This window comes from Wolbachia endosymbiont of Drosophila seguyi (genome assembly GCF_028981765.1).
Classification (GTDB): Bacteria; Pseudomonadota; Alphaproteobacteria; order Rickettsiales; family Anaplasmataceae; genus Wolbachia; species Wolbachia pipientis.
In genome coordinates this window covers 1-7,343 of sequence record NZ_JAPQLM010000186.1, presented here as the reverse complement: position 1 = coordinate 7,343, position 7,343 = coordinate 1, and the positions used below count along the sequence as shown (strand labels likewise).

Sequence of the window (7,343 nt, the reverse complement as noted above, 5' to 3'; positions counted from 1 at the left end):
TAGCGGGATCTCTTGTTAGCGGCTGAGATACCGCGAATGAATCGCGGTATGACGGTTCGCGGCGGCATGAAGATAAGGTTTATACCTTGTCATCCCAGTGCTTGACACTGGGATCCAGCTTTCTTTATAAATTCACCAAAAGTGCTTCATTCTATAACGCAAAACCCATACTCACCAAATCCAATGCATTACTTGCAATTAAGTTTCCTGGATCCCAGTGTCTGGGCACTGGGATGACACCATCATAAAGGAATCAGTGTCAGCTACTTTCATGACACCATTCTTTTTCCTGGATCCAAGTAGTCGAGCTACTTGGATGACAGCTAGCCTGACAACCGTCATCCCGCTACCTGTTAGCGGGATCTATGCTAAGAGATACCGCGAATGAATCGCGGTATGACGGTTTGCAACGGTATGACGGTTCGCGGCGGCATAGTAATTCGTCATCCCGCTGCTTGTTAGCGGGATCTCTTGTTAGCGGCTAAGAGATACCGCGAATGAATCGCGGTATGACGGTGTAGACAATGGTTAAGTATCCCGCTGCTTGTTAGCGCCGCGGCGGTATGACGGTTCGTGGTGGTATGACGTAGAGTGCTTAGAAGCTGTTATTTTGCTATAAATGGCTGTAATGGCATCATCTATTTTATTGCTATCACAGCCTGTTTGTGCAAGTTCAGCATTCCCACCACAGTTCTTTTTAACTGCTATGGATATTAGTTCTTTTGCGCTAATCTTATTGATTAAGTCTTTACTTACTTTAATAATCAAGACTGTTTTATCTTTTTCTGTTGCCGTAAAAGCTATTACCGTTTTTGGTTTTTGTTGCTGCAAAACAAACTCTCTTATTACATTTGCTGGAATATCAGTGAAAGTGTGGCTTATAAAATTTATTCCATTTATTTCGGTGCTTTTTATATTCTCTGCACTCACAAGCTTTTTATATAGGTTTTTTATTTTGGTTTCGGATTTTTTGTGTTCTTGACTTAAAATACTTAATCTGCTTGTTATTTCACTCACTGGCGCTTTTACGAATTCTGCAACTTTTTTTAAGTTAATTTCATTATCACGTACATAATTGATTGCTTCCTGACCAGTTAAAGCTTCAATTCTCCTCACTCCAAAAGCAACAGAACTCTCTGTTACTATCTTAAACAAACCAATTTCTCCAGTATGTTCAACGTGTGTGCCACCACACAGTTCCCTTGAATCTCCAATCTTCACTACTCTTACTTGGTTGCCATATTTTTCACCGAATAACGCCATAGCTCCTTCGTCTATTGCCTGATTCATGCTTTGAATTTTTGTAGATGCGGAAAGATTTTCTCTGATTAGAGAGTTTACCATATCCTCTACCCAAAACAACTGATCTTGAGTCATTTGAGTGTTATGGCTGAAGTCGAATCTCAGTCTATCTGGTGCAACTAGGGAACCTTTTTGAGTGACATGATCACCTAGAATTTTTCTGAGTGTAAAGTGCAGAAGATGTGTAGCTGAATGATTTCTTCTTAAGGTTTGCCTTCTTTCCTTGTCAATGCTTGCTGCAACTGTGTTACCTTTACAAATTGAACCGAACTTAACTATGCATCTGTGCAAATATAGGTCATTAACCTTATTGGTATTCTCGACTATAATAATACTTCTATCAGATTTGATCAGACTGCCAGTATCTCCCACTTGTCCACCTGACTCGCCATAAAAAGGTGTTTTATCAAGTATAATGGTTATCTTTTCTCCCTCCTTTGCAGAATCAATTACTTCATTTTTAGAGGAAACTATAGCTAGTATTTTCGCATCACTTACTTCATTGAACTCATAACCAACAAATTTTGTTTTGCCAAATTTATTGATCAAATCAAACCATACTTGCTCAACAGATTTTTCACCAGATCCAGCCCATTTAGCACGTGCTCTCTCTTTTTGTTCTCCCATTGCATCATCAAAACCCTTCTGGTCAAAATTTATTTTTTTCTCTTTTAAAATATCAAGTGTAATATCCAAAGGAAATCCGTAGGTGTCATATAGCTTAAACGCTGATTCTCCAGGCAAAGTATCGCCCGATTTTAAATCTGTAGTGAATTTCTCCAGGAGATTGATACCTTTCATCAAAGTGTCTTTAAAGTTTTCTTCCTCTGATTTTAACGTCGTTTCTATTAAGCTTTTAGCTCTGACTAATTCAGCTCCCATATAAGCCGAACTCGTGCTATCTATCAACACTGGAAAAATACGATGGAGTAGGGAATCATTATATCCAAGCAGGTGAATATAACGTGTGGCTCTCCTAATTAATCTGCGTAATACGTAATTCCTGCCCTCATTTCCAGGAAGCACTCCTTCTGCGATGAGAAATGCAGCCGCGCGAAGATGATCTGCTATGATCTTATGCGCTATTTTATTTTCCGTTCTTCCACAGTACTCTTGTGATTTACTTATCAGAGCAGAAAATAGATCAATATCATAGTTATCATGGACGTTTTGCATAACAGCCGCTATTCTTTCAAGGCCCATTCCAGTATCGATGCATTTTTTTGGCAATTTGTGTAAATTACCTTCTTCATCTTTGTTAAACTCCATGAATACCAGATTCCAGATTTCAACAATTCTATCGCCCTCTTGTAAATTAGGACTCCCATGGTCATAAAAAATTTCAGAACATGGACCGCACGGACCAGTGCTTCCCATACTCCAAAAGTTATCATCCGTTGTAATTCTTATGATTTTATCACTTGAAAAGCCACTTATCTTACGCCAAATCTCGTACGCCTCATCATCAGTATGGTAGACGGTTATGGATAGTCTGTTTTTATCAAGAGATAACTCTTTAGTGATAAATTCCCACGCAAATTCTATCGCAGTTTCCTTAAAGTAATCACCGAAGCTAAAATTTCCGAGCATTTCAAAAAATGTGTGATGCCGAGTTGTATAGCCAACATTTTCCAGATCATTGTGTTTACCGCCTGCTCTTAGGCACTTTTGACTTGAGACAGCACGTTTCATTTCAGTTTTTTGAGCACCAGTAAAAATATTTTTAAACTGCACCATACCAGCATTTGTGAACATGAGCGTTGGGTCATGTTCTGGAATCAAAGGAGAAGAAGAAACCTGCTCGTGGTCATTATTTACAAAAAATTTTATAAATCTTTCTCTGATTTCGTTTAGCTTCATCGTTTTTATTGAGGTTATCTGTAAATAATAAGTTGTAATGGAAATAAAATCAATACCACTCTCTAGATCTCAGAACTTCTAGTGACATGCACCTTGTGGTAAGAAAAAATCAATATATTCACGATAAATTTACCTCATATCTGTGTTTTATATGTGGAAATCGGAATGGAAATTTATGTAGGCAAAGAAAAAAGAATAGCAAATGTGGTGACTCAACACTGGAATGACATAAAAGGATCAGACAGAGATTGGCCAGAAAGGCATGAAATAGACACTGCAGAAATAATGGAATCATGGCAGCATTGTTTTGTCATTGAAGTCAAGGATCAAGGTTATATTTGTGAAAATGCAGGAGAAAAGGCTGTTGAATTCTATGGTTTTGAGAAAAAGACGCGCATTGATAATAAGTATGCAATTGATGCACCATTTTTGCGACTATATAAAATAGATGCAGTTATTGATAAACTTGATACTGTAATAGAGAGTAAATGCCCGATCAATGAAGAGGAAGAAAGTGAAAGTGTTAAAATGAGGCAAGTATTGTTGCCACTTGGGAATAAAGAAGGTATAACACACATATTGGGCGTAATTACTTTTAAACTCCTTTAATATACAATTTTAATTTGATTCTTTAATAAAATTATTTATACTAATGCTTAATTACTATTAAAGAACTCAATAGTAGTGCTTGTAAATTTATTTGGAATATGAAGAAAATAAAATTAAAAACCAAATCTTCTGTGAAAAAGCGCTTTCACCTTACAGCTAAGGGTAAAGTTATTTCTACTCAGTCAGGCAAAAGGCATGGCATGGTAAAGAGAAGTAAATCTAATATTCGTAATCAGCGCGGTACAACGATTCTTGGTAAATCTGACTCGCGTATAGTTAAGCTTCATATGCCTTACGGTATTTAACAAAATGGAGGTAAAATAGAATGGCTCGGGTAAAACGTGGAGTCACTACTCACGCTCGTCATAAAAAAATATTGAAACTGGCAAAGGGTTATAGAGGGCGTGCAAAAAGCTGTTATAGAATTGCATTACAAAGAGTTGAAAAAGCACTGCAATATGCTTACAGAGACAGAAGAACCCGTAAACGTGATTTCCGTAGCTTATGGATAATACGTATTAATGCAGCAGCAAGAGAGCATGGGCTTACTTATGGTAGGTTTATGCATGGTCTTACACTTGCCGGCATTGATTTAAATAGAAAAATTCTTGCTGAGATGGCAGTTAATTATAAGGATGATTTTGCCAAATTAGTAGAAACTGTAAGTGGTAAATTAGCGGAGAATTCTTAAAGCAAAAACACCATGAGAATTATTTTCATGGGATCACCAGGATTTGCTGTTAATTCTCTGAGCTTGTTACTGAAATCAAAGAGCGAAGTGGTGGCAGTATACACCAAGGCTCCAAAACCTTCGGGGCGTGGACAGAAGCCAACGAAATCTCCAGTACATGTTATCGCTGAAGAAAGTAACATAGAGGTATGTACTCCTATCTCTCTAAAGTTCTCGGCAGAGCAAGAAAAATTTAGAAATTTCAAGCCAGACGTTGCGGTTGTTGCCGCGTATGGATTGATACTTCCAAGAGAAATTTTGAATATTCCTAAATATGGTTGTATTAATATTCATCCTTCATTACTACCAAGGTGGCGTGGTGCAGCCCCGATACAGCATACAATTTTAGCAGGAGATCAAGAAACCGGGGTTAGCATTATGCAATTGGATGAAGGATTAGATTCCGGCACTATTTTAAAACAGGAAAAATTTCTTATCGAAAAGAACGATAATTACAAGACATTGCATGATAAATTATCTAAGCTAGGCAGTGATTTACTGCTGAAAGTGCTAAACGAAATTGAAAAACAGCTTCCCTTAAAACAGAACGATAACGATGCATGTTACGCTGACAAAGTGGAAGACTATAAAATTTATGCAAGTGATGCTTGTGAAGTTGCTTGTAGAAAAGTTAAAGCGTTTTACCCAAAAGCATTCATTAAGATAGAAAATAAACGTATCAGGATACTTGATGCTGACTTTGAAGCTCTCGCTTCAGAACAAGGTAAGATTGTTAACGATAATATGCACATAAGTTTAAAAGGTGGCACTTTAATTCCTAAAGTTGTACAAATGGAAGGGAGAAATCCTTGCAGTATTGAAGATTTTATTCGTGGCTTGAAATCAAGCATGGTAAAAAAATTTATAGAATAGGCTGCTTTAAATTAGTGTAGAAATGTAATAGCTAAATTTCCTTTTCTTAGATATAATCTTAGAAAACTTTCCATATAAAAATGAAAATAAAAAGAGCTTTAATATCAGTATACGATAAAACGAATATAATTGATCTTGCATCGTTTTTAACGCAGCAACAAATAGAAATTCTTTCAACGGGCAATACTTATAAAGTGCTATCTAGTGCAGGAATAAAAACACAAGAGGTCTCAGATTACACACAATTTCCAGAGATACTGGGTGGTAGAGTAAAAACTTTACACCCTAAAATTCATGGAGGCATACTTTGCAATAGAGAAAAACACAAAACGGAAATACAAAATCTAGGTATTGAGCCAATAGAACTGCTTATAACTAACCTATACCCATTTTGGGAGACAGTAAGTAGCGGCTCAAATGAAGAGCAAATTATAGAACAAATTGATATCGGCGGAGTGGCGTTAATTAGAGCTGCAGCAAAAAACTTTCGTTTTACTTCAGTTATTTCTAGCATTCAAGACTATGAAGCACTGAAAGCTGAGATGATAGAAAATAACAATAAAACAACATTGGAATATAGAAAACACTTAGCAACCAAAGCATTTGCTCTCACTGCACACTACGATTCTAATATTCACAGTTGGTTTTTATCCCAGAGTAAAAATAATGAGTTACCAGAGTTTTTTGCTCTATACGGGCATAAAGTACAAGAACTCAGGTATGGTGAAAATCCCCATCAAAAAGCTGCATTTTATAGTAATCAATTTACAGAATATCCGTTGGAAAAACTACATGGAAAAGAGTTGAGTTATAATAATATAGTAGATATAGAATCCGCACTTAACATAACTTCTGAATTCGAAGAACCTGCAGCAGTGATAATCAAGCATAATAACCCATGTGGCGCTGCTATTGGTAATAATGCTTTGGAGGCATATGAAAAAGCTCTATCGTGCGATGAAGTAAGCAGTTTTGGTGGTATAGTTGCCTTAACCCGGGAGATAGATTTAAAGCTAGCAGAAAAATTAAACGAGATATTTTTGGAAGTAGTGATAGCACCATCGGTAAACAATGAGGCACTAAAAATTTTACAAAGAAAGAAAAATTTAAGAGTGATTATTCATAAATCTTTTCAACAAAATGTGAAATACCAAACTAAAAATGTTGTTGGTGGGTTTTTGGTGCAAGAAAATAATGACCACACAATAAAAGCAGAACAAGTAACAGAATGCACTGCAACAGACAAAGAAAAAAAAGATCTTATTTTTGCCTGGAAAATATGTAAGCATGTGAAATCCAACGCAATAGTTATAGCAAAAGATGGTTGTGCTATTGGCATCGGTGCAGGGCAAACAAGCAGAATAGATAGTGTGAACATTGCAGTGAAAAAAGCAGGTGAAAAATGTAAAGGTGCAGTGCTTGCTTCAGATGCATTTTTTCCATTCCCAGATAGCATAGTAGAAAGTGCAAAACATGAGATTACAGCTATAATTCAGCCCGGCGGCTCGCTGAAAGATCAAGATGTGATAAAAGCTGCAAATGAAAATAAAATTGCTATGTTTTTCACTGGCGTTCGCAGTTTTTTCCATTAGGCTTTGTGTCTTATCGTCATACCGCCACAAACCGTCATACCGCGATTCATTCGCGGTATCTCTCAACATAGATCCCGCTAGCGGGATGACAAATATACCGCCGCGGCGCTAACAAGAGATCCCGCTAACACGTAGCGGGATGACGAGCTTATCGTGCTGCCACGAACCGTCATGCCTCTGCGAACCGTCATACCGCGATTCATTCGCGGTATCTCAGCCGCTAACAAGCAGCGGGATGACGGTTGTCGTTTAGCTATAAATGTTTAAGAAATTTACTAAATGAAAAAAAAGGCAAAAGAAGCCCTGAGGTTATTATCCGCTTTAAAATATTGGCGTTTTTTATGTTTTAAACGCTTGACAAGCGAGATTCAGCCGCT

8 protein-coding genes are annotated in these 7,343 nt (G+C 37.2%); 6 read left to right on the top strand and 2 right to left on the bottom strand.

Annotation, left to right across the window (positions count from 1 at the left end; all coding sequences use genetic code 11):
* Positions 1–86: 86 nt before the first annotated feature.
* Complete coding sequence (locus tag OZD62_RS06195) at positions 87–248, top strand: hypothetical protein (RefSeq protein ID WP_010962888.1); 162 nt, start codon at positions 87–89, stop codon at positions 246–248.
* On the opposite strand, the gene OZD62_RS05115 is transcribed toward OZD62_RS06195, so the two are convergent.
* Both OZD62_RS05115 and alaS read right to left on the bottom strand, forming a co-directional pair.
* Entirely contained in the window at positions 199–342 is a 144-nt protein-coding gene (locus tag OZD62_RS05115) for a hypothetical protein (RefSeq protein ID WP_153801319.1), read from the bottom strand. The genes OZD62_RS06195 and OZD62_RS05115 overlap by 50 nt on opposite strands.
* 186 nt (positions 343–528) lie before the next feature.
* Complete coding sequence (gene alaS, locus OZD62_RS05110) at positions 529–3,162, bottom strand: alanine--tRNA ligase (RefSeq protein ID WP_010082404.1); 2,634 nt, start codon at positions 3,160–3,162, stop codon at positions 529–531.
* A gap of 165 nt (positions 3,163–3,327) precedes the next feature.
* Here alaS and OZD62_RS05105 point away from each other — a divergent pair, with 165 nt between their 5' ends.
* The 5 genes from OZD62_RS05105 to purH all read left to right on the top strand — a co-directional run bounded on the left by OZD62_RS05105 (position 3,328) and on the right by purH (position 6,966).
* On the top strand, positions 3,328–3,771 hold the full coding sequence (locus OZD62_RS05105) for a PAS domain-containing protein (protein WP_010962890.1): 444 nt from the start codon (positions 3,328–3,330) through the stop codon (positions 3,769–3,771).
* A gap of 98 nt (positions 3,772–3,869) precedes the next feature.
* Positions 3,870–4,076: a 50S ribosomal protein L35 gene (gene rpmI / locus OZD62_RS05100; RefSeq protein WP_007548610.1), complete on the top strand. Its 207-nt coding sequence runs from the start codon at positions 3,870–3,872 to the stop codon at positions 4,074–4,076.
* Between the two features lie 20 nt (positions 4,077–4,096).
* A complete protein-coding gene (rplT, locus tag OZD62_RS05095) occupies positions 4,097–4,462 on the top strand; it encodes a 50S ribosomal protein L20 (protein ID WP_006279340.1) in 366 nt (121 codons plus the stop codon).
* A gap of 12 nt (positions 4,463–4,474) precedes the next feature.
* Complete coding sequence (gene fmt, locus OZD62_RS05090; RefSeq protein WP_275019577.1) at positions 4,475–5,374, top strand: methionyl-tRNA formyltransferase; 900 nt, start codon at positions 4,475–4,477, stop codon at positions 5,372–5,374.
* Between the two features lie 80 nt (positions 5,375–5,454).
* Positions 5,455–6,966, top strand: coding sequence for a bifunctional phosphoribosylaminoimidazolecarboxamide formyltransferase/IMP cyclohydrolase (gene purH / locus OZD62_RS05085; protein WP_275019575.1), 1,512 nt, complete (start codon positions 5,455–5,457; stop codon positions 6,964–6,966).
* Positions 6,967–7,343 lie beyond the last annotated feature (377 nt).